The 1,014-nt window shown below is 60.7% G+C and carries 1 pseudogene; it reads right to left on the bottom strand.

What is annotated here, in order from left to right:
- Nucleotides 1-445: 445 nt before the first annotated feature.
- A pseudogene (locus XpopCFBP1817_RS20865) lies at nucleotides 446-814 on the bottom strand (hydrolase); the annotation flags it as partial.
- Nucleotides 815-1,014: the final 200 nt, after the last annotated feature.

Raw genomic sequence — 1,014 nt, 5'->3', positions numbered from 1 at the left:
GTCTGGAGCGATTACGCACACTGCCCGAACACGTCTACAACCAGATGGTCATGGGCTGAAAAACGTGGGGATACCTCAGCGTCAAGTTCCATTTGAAGAATCTCTATCGCAAGCTCGATGCACGCAGCCGCGAAAGCGCCTTGGCGCAAGCCTTGCAACGTGGGTTATTGCGAGCAGTGGATACGGAGGCTGGGTCGGATGCGGCGCCGAGCTGATCGCCAGCGCTGCGATGGCTCCCTCGAACAAAATACATCATTCATGATGTTTTTTTCCGGGAGATTGGATCATGACCGTTCGTATGGGTCACCGAAGACAATTACGTCGTCGGCCGCTTCGAAGCGGTGCATTCTGAAACCGATGGCGGTCCGAACGCGGAGATGGAAATCCGTCGCGGCGACATTGCCCGGATGATCTACGCCGCCGCAGCAGCGCAAGGAGTGCGATTTCGCTTCGGTGACAGCACCATCAATGGCCCATTGTTGGTGAGCATCGCTACAGCCGTTGTCGCCGATACCGCCACCACCTGCGCCACCACCGATGGGTCCGCGCGGCATGCCGCCACGCGCGCGGCGATCCAGCGAGCGCGATCGATCACGCGGCCCAGTCCCTCGCTCAACTGCGCCAGGTAGTCCTGCGTTTCGATCATGCCGGCATCGTAGGCGCGCTCCAGGCCCTGCTCGAACACCACCTGTTGCACCCGTTGCGGCGTGCAGGCGGCTGCAGCAGCAAGTGCAGCCAAGCGGCGCGGCCGTGAGTAGCTGGCCAGCACGCCATCGAAGTCGAGCAGTAACAGGGACGGTGCTGCAGGCGACATGTGCAGGCTCGGGATGCCGTCTGCACAGCGTTGTCCATCCGCCGCGTCGTGGCAAGCGTGCGAGAGCCGGTATGACTGGATATGCGCAGGTGGGGGTGGGGGGGTGCATTGCCTATTCATATAAAGGAGCCTCTAAAAACCCCAGCAATCTGCCATCATTGACTTGACGCCCTGCCAGCGGAGAACGACAGACATGATCA

It is taken from the genome of Xanthomonas populi, assembly GCF_002940065.1.
Classification (GTDB): domain Bacteria; phylum Pseudomonadota; class Gammaproteobacteria; order Xanthomonadales; family Xanthomonadaceae; genus Xanthomonas; species Xanthomonas populi.
Note: the sequence above shows the minus strand (reverse complement) of the source record. Positions and strands in the feature narration are given on the sequence as shown.